This window comes from Catenulispora sp. EB89, from assembly GCF_041261445.1.
GTDB lineage: Bacteria > Actinomycetota > Actinomycetes > Streptomycetales > Catenulisporaceae > Catenulispora.
Genome location: NZ_JBGCCU010000023.1, coordinates 138,008 through 153,910 on the forward strand (window position 1 = coordinate 138,008; position 15,903 = coordinate 153,910).

At 71.2% G+C, this 15,903-nt stretch carries 15 protein-coding genes; 9 read left to right on the top strand and 6 right to left on the bottom strand.

Annotation, left to right across the window (positions count from 1 at the left end):
* Positions 1 to 71: 71 nt before the first annotated feature.
* The 4 genes from ABH920_RS37105 to ABH920_RS37120 are packed head-to-tail and all read left to right on the top strand — an operon-like array spanning position 72 to position 4,205.
* Positions 72 to 902 carry a carbohydrate ABC transporter permease gene (locus ABH920_RS37105; protein WP_370354008.1) on the top strand — a complete coding sequence of 277 codons (831 nt, stop codon included), beginning with the start codon at positions 72 to 74 and terminating at the stop codon, positions 900 to 902.
* Positions 899 to 1,774, top strand: coding sequence for a carbohydrate ABC transporter permease (locus ABH920_RS37110; RefSeq protein WP_370353954.1), 876 nt, complete (start codon positions 899 to 901; stop codon positions 1,772 to 1,774). Before ABH920_RS37105 ends, ABH920_RS37110 begins: the two co-directional genes overlap by 4 nt.
* A gap of 55 nt (positions 1,775 to 1,829) precedes the next feature.
* A complete protein-coding gene (locus ABH920_RS37115) occupies positions 1,830 to 3,137 on the top strand; it encodes an ABC transporter substrate-binding protein (protein WP_370353955.1) in 1,308 nt (435 codons plus the stop codon).
* Positions 3,138 to 3,152: 15 nt separating this feature from the next.
* Entirely contained in the window at positions 3,153 to 4,205 is a 1,053-nt protein-coding gene (locus ABH920_RS37120) for a glycoside hydrolase family 76 protein (protein ID WP_370353956.1), read from the top strand.
* Positions 4,206 to 4,373: 168 nt separating this feature from the next.
* Here the strand turns inward: ABH920_RS37120 and ABH920_RS37125 are convergent, their stop codons facing one another.
* Together ABH920_RS37125 and ABH920_RS37130 are read right to left on the bottom strand one after the other, a co-directional pair.
* Complete coding sequence (locus ABH920_RS37125; RefSeq protein WP_370353957.1) at positions 4,374 to 5,498, bottom strand: GntR family transcriptional regulator; 1,125 nt, start codon at positions 5,496 to 5,498, stop codon at positions 4,374 to 4,376.
* A 99-nt stretch (positions 5,499 to 5,597) separates the two neighbouring features.
* Positions 5,598 to 6,239, bottom strand: coding sequence for a TetR/AcrR family transcriptional regulator (locus tag ABH920_RS37130; RefSeq protein ID WP_370353958.1), 642 nt, complete (start codon positions 6,237 to 6,239; stop codon positions 5,598 to 5,600).
* Positions 6,240 to 6,342: 103 nt separating this feature from the next.
* Here ABH920_RS37130 and ABH920_RS37135 point away from each other — a divergent pair, with 103 nt between their 5' ends.
* Complete coding sequence (locus ABH920_RS37135) at positions 6,343 to 7,518, top strand: FAD-dependent monooxygenase (RefSeq protein ID WP_370353959.1); 1,176 nt, start codon at positions 6,343 to 6,345, stop codon at positions 7,516 to 7,518.
* 10 nt (positions 7,519 to 7,528) lie between these two features.
* Here the strand turns inward: ABH920_RS37135 and ABH920_RS37140 are convergent, their stop codons facing one another.
* Positions 7,529 to 8,512, bottom strand: a complete 984-nt coding sequence (locus ABH920_RS37140; protein WP_370354009.1) for a zinc-binding alcohol dehydrogenase family protein — start codon at positions 8,510 to 8,512, stop codon at positions 7,529 to 7,531.
* Between the two features lie 148 nt (positions 8,513 to 8,660).
* On the opposite strand from ABH920_RS37140, the gene ABH920_RS37145 reads away from it, so the two are divergent.
* Both ABH920_RS37145 and ABH920_RS37150 read left to right on the top strand, forming a co-directional pair.
* Positions 8,661 to 10,382: a DEAD/DEAH box helicase gene (locus tag ABH920_RS37145; RefSeq protein ID WP_370353960.1), complete on the top strand. Its 1,722-nt coding sequence runs from the start codon at positions 8,661 to 8,663 to the stop codon at positions 10,380 to 10,382.
* A 172-nt stretch (positions 10,383 to 10,554) separates the two neighbouring features.
* Positions 10,555 to 11,319, top strand: coding sequence for a trans-aconitate 2-methyltransferase (locus ABH920_RS37150; protein WP_370354010.1), 765 nt, complete (start codon positions 10,555 to 10,557; stop codon positions 11,317 to 11,319).
* Positions 11,320 to 11,480: 161 nt separating this feature from the next.
* Here ABH920_RS37150 and ABH920_RS37155 read toward each other — a convergent pair whose 3' ends face one another.
* The 3 genes from ABH920_RS37155 to ABH920_RS37165 are packed head-to-tail and all read right to left on the bottom strand — an operon-like array spanning position 11,481 to position 14,048.
* Positions 11,481 to 12,269, bottom strand: a complete 789-nt coding sequence (locus tag ABH920_RS37155) for a thioesterase family protein (RefSeq protein ID WP_370353961.1) — start codon at positions 12,267 to 12,269, stop codon at positions 11,481 to 11,483.
* A 20-nt stretch (positions 12,270 to 12,289) separates the two neighbouring features.
* Positions 12,290 to 12,892 carry a DNA-binding response regulator gene (locus ABH920_RS37160; RefSeq protein WP_370354011.1) on the bottom strand — a complete coding sequence of 201 codons (603 nt, stop codon included), beginning with the start codon at positions 12,890 to 12,892 and terminating at the stop codon, positions 12,290 to 12,292.
* A gap of 31 nt (positions 12,893 to 12,923) precedes the next feature.
* A complete protein-coding gene (locus ABH920_RS37165; RefSeq protein ID WP_370353962.1) occupies positions 12,924 to 14,048 on the bottom strand; it encodes a sensor histidine kinase in 1,125 nt (374 codons plus the stop codon).
* Positions 14,049 to 14,211: 163 nt separating this feature from the next.
* Here ABH920_RS37165 and ABH920_RS37170 point away from each other — a divergent pair, with 163 nt between their 5' ends.
* Both ABH920_RS37170 and ABH920_RS37175 read left to right on the top strand, forming a co-directional pair.
* Positions 14,212 to 15,105: an ABC transporter ATP-binding protein gene (locus tag ABH920_RS37170; protein ID WP_370353963.1), complete on the top strand. Its 894-nt coding sequence runs from the start codon at positions 14,212 to 14,214 to the stop codon at positions 15,103 to 15,105.
* 75 nt (positions 15,106 to 15,180) lie between these two features.
* Positions 15,181 to 15,900 carry an ABC transporter permease gene (locus ABH920_RS37175; RefSeq protein WP_370353964.1) on the top strand — a complete coding sequence of 240 codons (720 nt, stop codon included), beginning with the start codon at positions 15,181 to 15,183 and terminating at the stop codon, positions 15,898 to 15,900.
* Positions 15,901 to 15,903 lie beyond the last annotated feature (3 nt).

Here is a 15,903-nt window from a genome sequence, read left to right on the forward strand (position 1 = left end):
ACGCCCACACGCCGCACGGCCGCCGCGTCCGCGACACCCGGCGCTCCGAGCGCCGCGCCGCCACGCTGTTCATGACCCTGCCGGTCCTGCTGTTCGTGCTCTTCGTCCTGCTGCCGGTGGTCATGGCGGCGGTGCTCAGCTTCACCGACTACGACGTCATCAGCAGCATGAACTGGGTCGGCTTCAAGAACTACACCGACCTGATCCACGACCCGTTCTTCACCAAGGCGCTGGAGAACACGGTCTTCTACACCCTGATGTACGTCCCGCTCGGCATCGTGGTCGCGCTGGCGACGGCGCTGCTGCTGAACCGCAAAGTCCGCGCGGCGAAGTACTTCCGCGTCATGTTCTACATCCCGGTGATCTCCTCGACCGTGGCCACCGCCTCGATCTGGTACTGGATGCTGAACCCGCAGCACGGCCTGATCAACGTGATCCTCGGCGAGTTCGGGGTGAACGGCCCGGCCTGGCTCTACGACTCCAACTGGGCGATGCCGGCGATCGTGCTGATGTCGGTCTGGGCCGGCTTCGGCACCAACATGGTCATCTATCTGGCCGGCCTGCAGAACATCCCCAAAGAGCTGATAGAGAGCGCCCGCACCGAGGGCGCGAACAGCTGGCAGGTCTTCCGGTACGTGACGCTCCCGGCCCTGACCAAGACCACGATGCTGGTCACCACGCTGCTGATCATCGCCGCGTTCCAGGTCTTTGACCAGGCCTACGTGCTGACCAAGGGCGGTCCCGGCAACTCCACGGTGACCCTCGTCTACTACATCTACGACCGCGGCTTCGGTGCGCTGAAGATGGGCTACGCCTCCGCGATCTCCTTCGTGCTGTTCGCGATCATCCTGGCGGTCTCGCTGGTGAACGCGCGGCTGGTGAACAAGGCGGGCGACCAGTGAACAACACCCTGATACGCCGCAAGCTCGGCGCCGTGCTGTGGTGGATCGCCGCGACCGTGGTCGCCGTCTCCACCGTCCTGCCGCTGCTGTGGACGCTCTCCACGTCTCTGAAGCCGGCCGGCGACATCGTCGCCAGCGGCTTCGGCCTGATCCCCAAACACTGGACGTTCGGCAACTACACGAGCGTGTTCCACACCGTGCCGATGCTCCGGTACGCGCTGAACTCGCTGCTGATCGCGGTGGTCGGCGTCGTCACCAACCTGTTCTTCGGCTCCCTGGCCGGCTACACGCTGGCCAAGCTCCACCTGCGCGGGAAGCGCATCATCTTCTCCGCGTACGTGGCCTCGATGATGATCCCGGGCACCGTCACGATGGTCCCGCAGTTCCTCATCCTCCGGTACTTCCCGCTGGCCGGCGGCAACGACATCCTCGGCAACGGCGGCAGCGGATTCCTCGACAGCTACTGGGCCGTCATCCTGCCCGGCGCGATCGGCGCCTTCGCGGTGTTCTTCATGAAGCAGGTCTTCGAGTCGCTGCCGGACGACCTGGCCGCCGCCGCGCGCATCGACGGCGCCTCGGAGTTCGGCATCTACTTCAAGATCTATGTCCCGCTGGCCCGTGCCGCGCTGTCCGTGCTCGGCATCCTCACCTTCCAGGCCGGCTGGAACGCCTTCATGTGGCCGCTGATCGTCCTGAACTCCCCGGACAAGATGACCATCCAGGTCGGGCTGTCCGGGCTGGTCACCAACTACAGCTCGCAGACCGGGCCGCTGATGGCGGGCACGATCGTGGCCAGCCTGCCGGTTCTGGTGATCTTCATGTTCGCGCAGCGCTGGATGGTCGACAACCTGGCGACCAGCGGCGGCAAGTAGTACGGCACGTCGGCACTTCGGCACGACCTCCCTCACCTCACCCAGGAGAACCGTGATGAACCAGAACCATCCAGCCCTGCCTTCAGCCAGCTCAGTCTCCCGCCGCGGCCTGCTGCGCGGCGGCGTCGCCGGCGCGCTCGGCCTGGCCGCCGCGCCGCTGCTCGCCGCGTGCGGCTCGTCCAAGTCCGGCTCCGGATCCGGCGGGGGCGGCGTCAAGAACATCACCATGTGGGGGTCGTTCAACGGCGACCAGGTCAAGCAGATCAACACCCAGCTGGCCGCGTTCAACAGCAGCCAGACCTCGGTGCACGTGACCTACCAGGCGCAGGACATCGTCGAGACCAAGCTGCTGACGGCGATCGCCTCGGGGACCAACATCCCGGACGTGGTGCTCTGGGACCGCTACCAGACCTCGCTGTACGCGCCGAAGGGCGCGCTGTCCGCGATCGACGACCTGATCGCCCGGGACAAGGTCGACACGAGCGACTTCTTCCCGGCGCCCTACGGCGAGATGACCGTCGGCGGCAAGCAGTACGGCCTGCCGATGCTCGTCGACAACCGCTCCCTGGTCTACAACAAGACGATGCTCGACAAGGCCGGCATCAAGCCGCCGACCACGTGGGAGGAACTGGCCACCGCGGCCCAGGTGCTGACCCAGCGGGACAGCGGCGGCAAGCTCAAGGTGGCCGGCTTCGCGCTGGACGACCCGGGCCTGTTCAACGTCTGGATCCTGCAGGCCGGCGGCCAGATGTTGTCCGCGGACAAGAAGACCACGGCCTTCGACGGCCCGGCGGGCCAGGCCGTGCTGGCGTTCTGGGACGACCTGCTCCACAACAAGAAGGTGTACGAACTCGGATTCGCCCAGGGCGTCGACGGCTTCGGCACCGGCCAGATCGCCATGAAGTACGACGGCCCCTGGAACATGCCGCAGTACGACGCGATCAGCGGCTTCGAGTACGGCGTGGTCCCGCCGCCGACCGGGCCCGGCGGCAAGGGCGCCATCACCGGCGGCTTCGGCCTGGTGATCCCGGCGCAGGCCAAGCACCGGGACGCGGCGTGGGAGTTCGTGAAGTGGTGGACCACGGTCCCGGCCAACGGCGTGGCGTTCGCCAAGATCGGCAGCTGGCTGCCGGGGTCGGTGAAGGCGAGTCAGGACCCGTACTTCGGCAGCGGGCACTGGCCGGCGTTCGTGCAGACCGAGAGCTTCGCCGTGGTGCGGCCGAACGTGCCCGGCTACAGCGACGTCGAGGGCAAGGCTCTGGAACCGCAGCTGCAGAACTGGATGTCGGGGAAGACGGACGCCGCTTCCGCGTTGAAGAACGCGGCGAGCCAGGGCGACCAGATCCTCGCCAAGGGCGTGTGAGGACTCAAGCACCGTATGAGCGAAACCACCGTGTCCGCCGCGCTGTGGGGGCAGCGCGCGGACCGCATCCAAGCAAGCCTGGACACCTACTTCGGCGCCGACGGCGAGCAGCTGCTCCACAACTGGCACCCGCTGCGGCCCGGAGACGACGACACCTTCAACTACTGGTGGCTCGCACACGCCCTGGAGGCGCGCCTCGACGCCTTCGAGCGGACCGGCGACCCGCGCTGGCGCGACGCCGCGGTCGCCGTGCGCGACAACATCCTGGCCCGCAACCAGGGCTCGCTGTTCAACGACTACTTCGACGACATGCTCTGGTTCGGCATCGCGCTGCTGCGCCTGCACGAGGCCACCTCCGAGCGCCGGTACCTCGACGAGGCGGTCAAGATCTGGCACCACGTGCGCGACGCGGGCTGGAACGACGAGTGCGGCGGCGGGATCGCCTGGCGCAAACAGCAGCTCGGGTACAAGAACACGCCGTCCAACGGGACGTTCGTGATCCTCGGCGCCCGCCTGCACCGGGCCACCTGGGACACCGAGTACCAGGACTGGGCCCGCAAAACGCTCGAGTGGCTGGACCTGACCCTCCGCGGCGCCGACGGTTTCATCGAGGACGGCGTCAACCGGGAGAACGACGGCCGGGTCGACACGCAGTGGCGCTTCACCTACAACCAGGGCCTGTACATCGGGGCCTGCGTGGAGCTGGCGGCGGTCTCCGGCGACGCGTCGCTGCTGGATCGCGCGCGGGTCACGGCCAGGACGGCGTTCCGCGTACTGAGCGCGGACGGAGTCCTGCTCGACGACGGGACCGGCGGCGACGAGGGACTGTTCAAGGGGATCATGTACCGCTACGCCGGGCTGCTGGTCCAGGCCGATCCGTCGGCGACCGACATCCGGGAGCTGATTCTCGGCGCCGGGCAGGCGTTGTGGACGCACGCGCTCGCCGGCGACGCGCTGCTGGCCGGAATGGACTGGCGGACGCCGCTCCCGGCCGACGCGCATGTGCCGTACTCGGCGCAGCTCAGCGCGATCATCGGGACCGAGGTCTGCCGCCGGGTGGCCGGCTGAGGCCGAGGGGCGGCTTCACGGCTTCGAGCCCGCATTGGCGATCCGCCAGCCAGTGCGGGGCGGAGGGCCTGGGCGGCGCGGGGGAGACGCGGGGAGCCCGGGCGGGGGGTACGCGGGGCGTCGGCTTTCGGTCGGCGCCCCGCGCTTTTTCGATCCCGCAAGCCTCAGTCAGTGCCGGGCCGCCGTCGAGGCCCCGGGCACCAGCCGTGTCGGCAGCGCGTGCTTGGTCACCGCGCCGGGATCGTCCAGCTGCGCGAACAGCTCCTCGATCACCCGCGTGCCCATCAGGTGCTGGGCCTGCGCGATGTGCGTGAAGACGAACATCGAGTCGTCCAGGAGCGCGTCGGCCTGGTCGAAGCAGACGATGGACACGTCGTCCGGGACCGCGCGGCCGACCGCCTGGCAGGCCTTGCGCAGCAGCAGTGCGATGTGGTGCTCGGAGGCGAGGTAGGCCGTGATGCCCGGGCGGCTCCGGACGAACTCCGTCAGCCGCGCCATGTCCTCCTCGGGGCTGGTGGTGGCGCCGGGGGTGACCGAGTCGACGGCGTGGAACTCGTCGGCGTCGTCGTGCGGGACCCCGCGCGCGGCGTGCGCGCGGACGTAGCCGTTGCGCCGGTCCTGGACCGTCGAGACCCGGCTGGCGCTGGTCACCAGGCCGATCCGGGTGTGGCCGAGGTCCAGCAGGTGCTCGGTGGCCGCGCGGCCGCCGGCGACGTTGTCGGAGCAGACCGCCGACACCGGGATCCCGTCGTACGAGCGGTCGATGATCACCACCGGGAACCGCCGCGCCAGCAGTCCGAGCAGGGCCGGCGGCACCGACTCCGACGAGCTCGGCTGGAAGGCCAGCCCGGACACCCCGGCCGCGAGCAGTTCGCCGATCAGCGCCTCCTCGGCGTCGGCGTCGCCGAAGGACATCTTGACGGCCAGGTTCGCGCGCCCCGCGGTCTGGCCGATCATCGAGGTCAGGATCCCGCTGCCGAAGGTGTCGTCGAAGCTGGTCAGCACGGCGCCGAAAAGCGGCAGGCCGCCGCCCGCGGCACCGGCACCGCCGGCCGCCGCCGCGCCCGCCTCCGGTTCGGCGCTCACCACCACGGTCCCGTGCCGGGGCCGCCGCACCACGTACCCGTCCTCGGCGAGCATGTCGAGCGCCCGCTTGAGCGTGATCGTGCTGACCGAGAACTCCTCGCACAGCTCAGCCGGGCTCGGCAGGCGCTTGCCCACGGGATACCGCCCATCGGTGATGCGGCTCTTGAGCTCGGAGTGGACGTGCTCGTAGAGCAGCTTGTCGGGCACCGGTGGGCCTCTCGAAGAGACGATTAGACATGTTTAATATATCATCAGGGTGGGCTGATGAGTCCAGGTGCGGGGCGCACTGTGCGGGGCGCATCGTCCTCAGTGTGCCGTGGCTCCGGCCAGCAGGGCCCTTACCGTCGCCGTGAGCTCGGCCCGGTTCTCAGTCGTGCCGGCCGCGCTGGGGGAGCCGCTGACCAGCCGTTCGAAGATCAGCCCGTCGACCGCCGCGACGAACGCCCGGGCCCGCGCGTCGAGATCGGGCGCCCCGTGCCGGGCCAGCAGCTCGCGGGTCTGCCGGAACGCGGCCTCTTCGTGCGGCGTGAGCAGGGCCCGCAGGTCCGGCTGCGTGATCGACTCCAGACGGCAGTGGTAGCGGGCCAGGGCGCGGTTGCGGGTGTGCGAGAGCGACAGGTCGATGAAGGCCGCCGTCGCCGCGGCCACCGCGTCGAGGTCGTCCGTGATCGGCTGCCGCGGCTTCGCCCCCGCCGAGGGCAGGTCCAGCCCGCGCCGTCGCAGATCCTCCCGGTCCAGGTCGCTGAGCCGCTTCACGATCGCCGTCAGCAGCGCCTGCCGCGTCCGGAAGTACGCCGACGTGCTGCCCAGCGGCACCCCGGCGCGGGCGTCCACGGCCCGGTGCGTCAGCGCCCGCATGCCCTCCTCGGCGAGCAGGTCGATGGCCGCGTCGGCGAGGAGCGCGCGGCGATCGCGCTGGTCGCGCTGGTCCCGCTGGTCCGTCGGCATGTGTGGGGCCCTCCCGGGCGGATCGCTTGTAGTTTCTACACCTGTAGCGTAGCTTCTACATCTGTAGGGAGTTCTACAGATGTAGAAGGGGAGGAGTGGTCCGATGAAGACGGCGATGGTGGTGGGCGGCGGCATAGCCGGCCTGACCACGGCGATCGGCCTGCGGCGTGTCGGCTGGCAGGTCAGGGTCCTGGAACGCGCGGCTGTCCTGCACGACGCCGGCGCCGGCATCTCGGTGCAGGGCAACGGGATGCGCTCGCTGGACGTACTCGGCGTCGGCGACGCGGTGCGCGCCGCCGGCGAGCCGCAGGGCTCCGGCGGCATCCGGGTCCCCGGCGGGAAGTGGCTGTCGCACATGGACGCCGAGGCCGGCGCCCGCCTCCTCGGCTCGCCGGTCTACAGCTTCCTGCGCGCCGACCTGCACCGGGCCTTGCGCTCCGCGCTGCCCGAGGACTGCCTCGTCACCGGCGCCACGGTGCACCGCGTCGTGCGCAAGGCCGACGCCGCAGAAGTCTGCTTCAGCCGCGCCGGTGCGCACGAATCAGAGCACGAATCAGAGACCGTCGATCTCGTGGTCGCCGCCGACGGCGTGCACAGCCGGGTCCGCGCTCAGCTGTTCCCGAACCATCCCGGCGCCGTCCACGGCGGCTCCACGGTGTGGCGCGGCGTGACGTCCGTCCCGGTGGACACCGAGGCGGACATCGACCAGACCTGGGGCCGCGGCACCGAGTTCGGCTCCACGCGGCTGCTCGACGGCCGGATCGAATGGCACGCGTCGATCACCAGCGCCGAGGGCGACCGCCACGGCGACCCGCTCGCCGAGGTCGCCCGCCGGTTCGGCACCTGGCACGCCCCGATCCCGGCCCTGCTCGCGGCCACGCCGCCGGGCACCGTCCTGGAACACGACGTCTACGAGCTCCGCACCCCGCTGCCCTCGTACGTCGCCGACCGCGTGGTCCTCGTCGGCGACGCGGCGCACGCCATGGCCCCGCACCTCGGCCAGGGCGTCTCGCAGGCCGTCGAGGACGCCGCGTGCCTGGCCGCGTATCTGACCGCGGATCCGACGATCGAAGCCGCCCTGGCCCACTACGACCGGGAACGCCGTCCCCGCACGCAGGAGGTGGTCCGCGCGTCCCGTCAGGCCGGCCGCGTCGGCCAACAGCTGCACGGCCGCCTGGCCGTCGCGCTCCGCAACGCCGGGATCCGGGCCACCCCCTCGTCGGTCGCGCTGAAGGCGATGGTCAAGCACGCCCTGTGGGAGCCGCCGCCGCTCGGCTGAGCCCACGCCGTCAGGAACCGACCACCTGAAGCACCAGCTTCCCGGTCGTCGACCCCGTCTCGATCCGCCGGTGCGTCTCGACGACCTGGTCCAGCGGCACCGTCTCCACCTGCACCCGCAGCGTGCCCTCGTTCGCCGCACGCACCGCGCGCCGCAGCGCCTGCCCGGCCCGGTCCGGGTGGACCGCCGAGTACGCGGCGAGGTTGAAGCCGGAGACGGTCTTGTTGCTGAACCACAGCTCGTTCGCGGAGATCCCGACATCCTCGGCGCCCGAGGCGTTGCCCATGACCACCAGCCGGCCCAGCGGCGCGAGCCGGTCCAGGCTGGCCCGGCGCGCGGGGCCGCCGACCATGTCCACCACGACGTCGAACTGCCCGGCCCCGGCGACGTCGTCGCGCAGGATCACCTCGTGGTAGCCGAAGCCGCGGGCCACCTCCACCTTGGCCGCGCTGCCGACCGTGCCGACCACGCGGCCCGCGCCGAGCAGCCGGGCGACCTGGCCGAGCTGGCTGCCGACCCCGCCGGCGGCGGCGTGCACGAGCACGCTCTCGCCCGGGGCGAGCCGCGCCACCTGGTCCAGGACCAGGAACGCCGTGGTGCTGTTGGACGGGAGCGCCGCGGCCGTCGCCAGGTCCACGGCCGGGGGTGAGTTCGGGTCGGCGTCCTCGGCCAGCGGGGCCACGAGATCGGCGGCCGTGACGGCCACCTCCGCGTACCCGCCGCTGTCGACGATCGTCAGCGCGGCCACCGGCTGGCCGACCGTCAGGCCGCTGACGCCGCCGCCGAGCGCCCGGATCCGGCCCGCCACCTCGATCCCGGGCACGAAGGGCAGCGGCACGTCCACCACGCCCTGCCGGTACAGCACCTCGGCGAAGTTCGCACCCGCGTACGCCACGTCGATCGACACCTGCCCGGCGCCGGGCTCGGGTACCGCGATCCGTGCCTCGCGCAACACCTCCGCCGCGCCGAACTCGGGGATGACCACTGCCTTCATCTGGTTCCGCTCGCTGTTCACGACGATCATTCTGTCAACGCGCTGAGCGGCGACAGGAGTGCCAGTTCATGCTGGGCTTGGCACCACCAGGCTCGGGCCGGGCGGCAGCCGTCGTCGATGCGGGCGATACTTGGACGGTGGGGGCGTCGTGTCCGCACGCTCCCGGACGAAGGGCCCCGCCATGGCACAAGCCACCGCCGACCAGATCGGTTTCGCCGATCTCGACCTGGAACCGGAGATCCTCCGGGCGTTGTCAGAGCTCGGCTACGAGGAGCCGACGCCGATCCAGGCTGAGGCCATCCCGAACCTGCTCGCCGGCCGTGACCTGCTGGGCCAGGCCGCCACCGGCACCGGCAAGACCGCCGCGTTCGCGCTGCCGATCATCCAGCGCATCCCGCGCGACGGCCGGGGCACGGACCCCGCCGCCCTGGTCCTGGTGCCGACCCGGGAGCTGGCCATGCAGGTGTCGGAGGCCGTGCACCGCTACGGCGCCGAACTGGGCGTGCGCGTCCTTCCGGTCTACGGCGGTCAGCCGATCGGGCACCAGCTGCGCGCGCTCGGCCGCGGCGTCGACGTGGTGGTCGCGACCCCGGGCCGGGCCCTGGACCACATCGCGCGCGGCACGCTCCGGCTGGACGCGCTGCGGACCGTGGTCCTGGACGAGGCCGACGAGATGCTGGACATGGGCTTCTCCGAGGACATCGACTCGATCCTGGAGAACGCCCCGGCCGAGCGGCAGACCGTGCTGTTCTCCGCGACGATGCCGAGCCGCATCGACGCCCTGGCCCGGCGCCACCTCAGCGACCCGGTCCGGGTGCGGATCGAGCGCGAGGAGCCGCCGCCCGGCGAGGCGCCGCGGGTGCGGGAGGGCGCGTACATGGTGACGCGGGCCCAGAAGGCCGCCGCGCTCGGCCGGGTGCTGGACGTGGAGGCGCCGGAGGCCGCGATCGTCTTCTGCCGCACCCGCGAGCAGGTCGACCAGCTCTCCGAGACCCTCAACGGCCGCGGCTACCGCGCGGAGGCCCTGCACGGCGGCCTGAGCCAGGAGCAGCGCGACCGGGTGATGGGCCGGCTGCGCTCGGGCACCGCCGAACTGCTGGTCGCCACCGACGTCGCGGCCCGCGGCCTGGACGTCGAGCACCTGACGCACGTGGTGAACTACGACGTCCCCTCGGCCCCCGAGTCCTACGTGCACCGCATCGGCCGGGTCGGCCGCGCCGGCCGCGAAGGCGTCGCCATCACCCTGGCCGAGCCGCGCGAGCACCGCATGCTCAAGGCCATCGAGCGCGCGACCCGCCGCAAGATCCCCCTGGAGAAGGTCCCCACCGTCGCCGACCTGCGGACCCGCCGCCTGGAACTGACCCGCGCGGCTCTGGCGGAGAGCCTGATCGAGGGCGCCGACCTCGACCGGTTCCGGGTCGTGGTCGAGAACCTGGCGGAGGAGTACGACCTGTTCGACGTGGCCCTGGCCGCGGTGAAGCTGGTCCACGAGGCCGGCGGCACGCAGTACGACGAGGAGGACATCCCGGACGCGCGGATCCCCGACCGCCCGCAGCGCGAGTTCGGCCAGGACCGCGGCGGCCCCCGCAAGCGCCGCGAGACCGGCCGCCCCGGCGCCGGCCCCGGTGCGGGCACGACGCGCCTGTTCGTCGGCGCCGGCCGGGGCTCCGGCATCCGGCCCCAGGACCTGGTCGGCGCCATCGCCGGCGAGTCCCGCCTGAGCGGCCGCGACATCGGCGCGATCGAGATCGCCGACCGCTTCTCCCTGGTCGAAGTCCCGACGGACGCCGCGGAGGACGTGATCAGGGCCCTGCGCGGCGCGACCATCAAGGGCCGCCGGCTCAACATCCGCCGCGACCGGGACCGCTGAGCGGGACGGTGCCGGCGCGCCGGGGAGTCAGGTCCTTGAGGAAGCGGGCTGATTCGTCGCACCGGTCGGCGAAGCCGGCCCGCCGAATTAATCCCACGACCCGGCAAGTCCGGTCTGGCAGAGTGCCGGAGTGAACGAGGATCAAGCCGCCGCATTGCGCGCCACCCGCCGGATGTTCTTCAACGCCGACGCCGCCGCCTACCAGCGCGGCCGGCCGCCGTACCCCGCCGCGGTCTTTGACCTGCTCGCCGAGCGCTGCGGGCTGCGGCCGGGCTCCCGGGTCCTGGAGATCGGCGCCGGCTCGGGCCTGGCGACCGGGGCCCTGTTGGCGGCCGGCGCGCGGGTGGTCGCGGTCGAGCCGGGCGAAAACCTCGCGGCGCTTCTGGTCGCCGACCATGCCTGCGATCGGCTGGACGTCCGCGTCTCCGATTTCGAGACCGCGGACCTGTCCGGCGAGTTCGACCTGGCCGTCGCCGCGACCGCGCTGCACTGGGTCGACCCGGTCACCTCGACCGAGCGGATCGCCGGGCTCGTGCGGCCCGGTGGTTGGCTGGCGGCGTGGTGGAACGAGTTCGGCGACGCCCGCCGCCCGACGCTCTTCCGCGACCGGCTCGACGCGGTCTACCACGACCTGCTGCCCGCCGAAACGGGCTATCGCGAAAGCCGCCCGCAGGCGCTGGACACCGACCGGTGGCGTGCGCAGCTGACGGCGGGCGGGTTCTTCGACGACCTGTCCGTCGAGATCATCGAATGGCAGCAGACGCTGACCCCGCAGACCGCACGCGACCAGTGGTCGACGTTCCCGAACATCGGCGAACTCACGCCGCCGGACCGGGCGCGGTTCCTGGACCGCCTCGGCGCGATCATCGACGAACTCGGCGGCCACGTCGACGATCCCCGCCTGACCGTCGTCTACACCGCCCGCCGCACCGGATGATCGGACGCCACTACGGGACCTGGGGCGGCACGATCGACCAGGAGCGCAACACCTCCTGCTCACCATCCCGCGCCCGCCGATCCTGATCGGCCGCTGCTTCGGCGGCGTGATCGTGCGGCTGCTCCTCCAACGCGGCCACGGCACCGCTGATCAGCAACCATCTAGCCCAGAGGCCGAACAGTGAGGATCTGTTCGGCGTGCCCGACCGGCCCCGAGACGTCGTGCAGCACGGTCGACGTGACGCCCTGACCGGTCGGCCCGAACGTCACCGTGGTGTCCAGCCCGGTCCACCGCCCCTCGGGCTGCCGGTGCAGGTGGATCGTCAGATCGACGTTGGGGAACATCCACTCCGTCGGCTTCCGCCACACCGCGATGCCGTTGGCCGTGTCGACCAGCGCGACGAACGCCGCGAGCGGGCTGACCTCCCGCCCCGCGACGAGGTCGAGACCGGTGCCGATCCACGCGGTCGTGCGCCCCGGACGAGGCGGCGTCACCGGACGGACGTCCAGAGAAGCGATGTAGCCGCCGGGCCACACATCCGTCATCAGCCAGGAGGCCAGCTTCTCCGGCGGGGTGAGGACACCGCCGCCACCGCCCCCGGCCACCGCCGTGGTGTCACCGGAACTCAGCAGCCAAGCCCGCGCCCGCACCACCGCCCGACCGCCGATCACCATGACGGCCTCGACCAGCTCGATCGTGCGCCCCGGCCGCAGCGTCTCCACCCGGATCTCGCACTCGTCCAGGGCGAGCCGCCCGAGGATGTCGAAGCTGATCCGGGACAGCACCAGCTTCTCGCCCGGCCGCCCGGCCGCGTACTCGTCGATGGCGTGGACGATGAGCCCGCCGAGCGGGCTGAAGTGCTGCTCCGCGGGATCCCAGGCGCCGCCCGCGTGCGACGTCGGCTTGTAGCAGTGCTCGCCGGCCGGTTCGTAGTAGCTGCCGATGTTCATGGGCCTTAGTCTCCCCGGCCCTACAGCCAGTCGTGCTCGCGGGCATACCGCGCCGCCTCATGCCGCGTCCGCGTCTGGGTCTTCTGCATGGCGTTGGACAGGTAGTTCCGCACCGTCCCCTCGGCCAGATGCAGCTGTGCGGCGATGTCGGCGACCGAGAAGCCTTCGCGTGTCGCCCGCAGGACGTCGATCTCGCGATCGGTGAGCGGGCAGTCGTCGACGACGGCCAGCGCCGAGACGTCCGGGTCGATCCAGCGCCGGCCTTCGTGCAGCGCCTTGATGACCGACGTGATGTGCGCCGGTTCCGCCGCCTTGCTGACGAAGCCCTGGACGCCGAGCTTCAGAGCCTTGCGGAGCACCCCGGGCCGCGCATGGCGCGTCAGCATGAGGATCACCTGGCCCGGCAGCGCACGTCGGATCTCGGCGACCGCCTCCAGCCCGTCCACATTGGGCATCTCCAGGTCGATGACGAGCACGTCCGGCCGGTGCTCCAACGTGGCCCGCACAGCCGATTCGCCGTCCTGCGCTTCGGCGAGCACGGTGATCTCGCCTTCCAGCGGCAGCAGAGACGCCAGCGCCTTGCGAAGAAGTACCTCGTCGTCGGCGAGCACCACGGTGGTCATCGCTGCGTCCTCCTGTGCTTTCATGACGCGCTCACGACGCGCTCCCGGAAACGAACCGGGGGAACGCTGCCGCCGTCAGGAAGCGCCCGTCCTTCTGCTCCACCGTCAGCTCGCCGCCGTTGTCGGCCAGTCGTTGGCCGAGGATGGAGAGCCCGCCGAGCTCCGGCAGCGGCGTGTCCGGTGCGCCGTCGTTGGCGATGGCGATGCTCGACCGCGCCAGCGTGATCTGCACGCTGCTGGCCTGCGCGTGCCGCAGGATGTTGGTCGTCGTCTCGCGCAGGACCTGTCCCAGCAGCTCGCTGGCCCGCGTGTCCACCTCGCCTTCGCGCTCGACGCGCACCTGGATCCCCGCCGCCTCGAAGAGGTTCTTCGCGTTCTCCACCTCGCTGGAGAGGTTGAGCCGCCACTGCGCGTAGGCGAGTTCCTTGGTCTGGGCGATGGTGTCGCCCACGAGCGTGTGCATCTCCAGCAGTTCCTGGCGTACGCGCTCGGGATCGCTGTCCAGCAGCTTCTCGGCCAGCGCGATCTTGAGCTTCACCACGTGCAGCGTATGGCCCTGGATGTCGTGCAGATCGCTGGCGAACCGCATGCGCTCCCGGACCACCGCCAGTTCCGCCTCGCGTTCCCGGGACTGTTCGAGCTCTGCGATCAGGTCGTAGATCCGCTGACTGGCGAACATCAGGCCGGTCACCACGACGACCACGACCGTCGGGATGACGAGGTACTGGAGTACCACGCCCGGCCCGACGTGCGGGGCTACCAGCAGCCTGGTCGCGCCTGCGGCCGCGACGTACGCGGCCAGCAGCAGCCCCGCCGCGAGCCGGCGCCGCGGGCGCCCCGAGACCAGGGGGACGGTGGTCGGGCCGAGCACGGTGATGCCGTAGAACGCCGTCGGACAGTCGGCGAGCGCCCCGAACAGCCACACCCCGGCCGTGACGGCCAGGCAGGGGATCATGACGCGCCGGAAGTCGCCGGCCGTCCAGCGCTCCACGCCGACCAGCGTGGCGATCAGGCCCACGCTCAGGACCACGGCCTTCCACCAGGTCCGCCCGTCGATCACGACCAGCAGCACCCCGACGACGGCCAGCGGCGGGATCATGCTGGCGAGGTTGATCCGGCGCAACCGCTGGTGCGTCCCGCCGACCTGTGTGTGCATGTGCGACTTTCCGAGTTGAACAGCGGTTTCGCCCTCCAGCATTCTTCACATCCCCGGACGCCGCCAGTGACGCCACGTCATGTCCGCCCCCGAAGGAATGTCACGGCCAGGTGGTGACGTGGCCTCACTGCCCGCGGACCGGCGCCGCTGGTGGGATCGGAGCATGACCTCGACACCCGTCATCGACGTTGACCGGCTGAACCTCGCCTACGGCGACTTCCACGCGGTGAAGGACCTGTCCTTCCAGGTGGCGCCCGGTGAGCTCTACGCGCTGCTCGGTACGAACGGGGCCGGCAAGACCTCGGCCCTGGAGACGATCGAGGGCCACCGCGCCCCGACGTCCGGGACGGTGCGGGTGTTCGGGCGCAGCCCCCGCGACCGCCGCGCCGTGCGGCCCCGGATGGGAATCATGCTGCAGGAGAGCGGGTTCTCGCCGGACCTGACGGTGCGGGAGACCGTCCGGCTCGTCGGCCGGCTCACCGAGCGGACCGATCAGGTCGGCCGCGTGCTCGGCATCGTCGATCTCATGCCCAAGGCCACGACCAAGGTGTCCCAGCTCTCCGGCGGCGAGAAACGGCGGCTGGACTTCGCCACCGCGGTGTTCGGAACGCCGGAGCTGATCTTCCTCGACGAGCCCACCACCGGTCTGGACATCCAGTCCCGGGACGCGCTGTGGGAGGCCGTGGACAAGCTGCGCGAGGACGGATCCACCGTCGTGCTCACCACGCACTACCTCGAAGAGGCACAGCAGCGCGCCGACCGCATCGGGCTGATGCACCAGGGCCGGCTGCACCGGGAGGGCACGGTGTCGGAGCTGACGCGGACGCTTCCGGCGACCATCAGCTTCGGTCTTCCGGACCGGGCCCCGGCGTCGCCACTGCCGCTCCTGGCGAAGCGCGAGCCCAACGGCACACACCTCATCGAGACCTTCGGCTTGCAGAAGGACCTCCACACCCTGCTCGACTGGGCGGCGGCGAACGCGGTGGAGCTGCGGGACCTGCAGGCCGGGCCGACGCGGCTCGACGACGTGTTCCGCGCCATCGGCCACACCGCGTAGACCGCGGCGCTCTCCAGCTTTTCCCGCTCTCTCAGACTCAGACCATCGCAGCCCTCTTCAGAACAGGACCCTCCCATGCTTCCGATCGCTCGCGGCGAGCTGATCCAGATCTTCCGGAACCGTCTGGTCCTGGTGACCAGCCTCGTCCTGCCGATCGCGTTCGGCGCGATGTTCATCGGCCTGCACAAGACCTTCCAGCGCGTGGCGAGCCTGGGCTACATCGCGGCGATGGTGATGTTCTTCGTGGTGACGATCGGGCTCTACACCACCACCGTCACCACGCTGGCCGCGCGCCGGCAGAACCTCTTCCTGAAGCGGCTGCGGTCCACCGCGGCCGGTGACCGCGGCATCCTGGCCGGCCTGCTGCTCCCGATCGTCGTCATCACGCTGGTCCAGGTCGCGGTGATCCTGGCGGTGCTGGCCGCGGTGACCAGCCGGCCGAGCGACGTCGTCCTGCTGGTCCCGGCGGTCCTCGCCGCGGTGGCCATGATGCTCGGCCTGGGCCTGGCCACCGCGGGACACACGAACTCGCCGGAGCACGCGCAGGTCACCACGATGCCGGTGATGATCGGCGTGCTGTCGGTGGCCGGCTGGGTGGGCGCCACCGGCACCCACAAGCTCGCGACGCTCAAGCGCCTGCTCCCCGGCGGCTCGGCGACCGAACTGGTCCTCAACGCCTGGAACGGCGGCGTCGCGGTGCGGGATTCGCTGATCCTGTTCGCCCCGACGCTGGCCTGGGTGGCCGTCGCCGTCGCGCTGGCCGGCCGCATGTTCCGATGGGAGCCGCGCCGGTAGCGC